1 pseudogene is annotated in these 515 nt (G+C 39.4%); it reads left to right on the top strand.

Going from position 1 to position 515, the window contains the following annotated elements:
* Window positions 1-515 (top strand): annotated as a pseudogene (locus ACFIMQ_RS09570) (hypothetical protein); the annotation flags it as partial.

Raw genomic sequence — 515 nt, 5'->3', positions numbered from 1 at the left:
AAGGACAAGGCTTCCGTTGCAGTTCATAATGTGAAAGATGGTGCCATTGATGAGCAATCACATGATGCGATCAATGGTGGGCAGATTAATAAAATATTTCAGAGTGTAGTCAAAGTCTTGGGTGGTGGTGCAAAATTTATTAGTGATATATTTACAGGGCCAACCTATAAACTTTCTAAGGTTTCTAAAGAGGGGCATGTAGAAGAGGGTACCTTTAACGATGTTGAAGCAGCTTTTACTGGGCTTAATGAGAATATCAAGAATGTGAATGATCGGATTAAGCAAGTTTCCCAAGGTGTTGCACAGGATTCTTTGTTGTGGAGCACAGCTGATAAGGCTTTTATAGCGCAGCATGGAGAGGGAAAAACCAATAGCAAAATTAAGTTTCTTGCCAATGGAGATATTTCTGAAGACTCAACAGAAGCCGTTAATGGTTCTCAGCTTTATTCTGTAAGCAATGCGCTTTCTACTTATTTAGGTGGTGGTGTTAAATATGAGAATGGTAAATGGACTGC

It is taken from the genome of Bartonella sp. AD13SXNS (assembly GCF_042196465.1).
GTDB lineage: Bacteria > Pseudomonadota > Alphaproteobacteria > Rhizobiales > Rhizobiaceae > Bartonella.
Note: the sequence above shows the minus strand (reverse complement) of the source record. Positions and strands in the feature narration are given on the sequence as shown.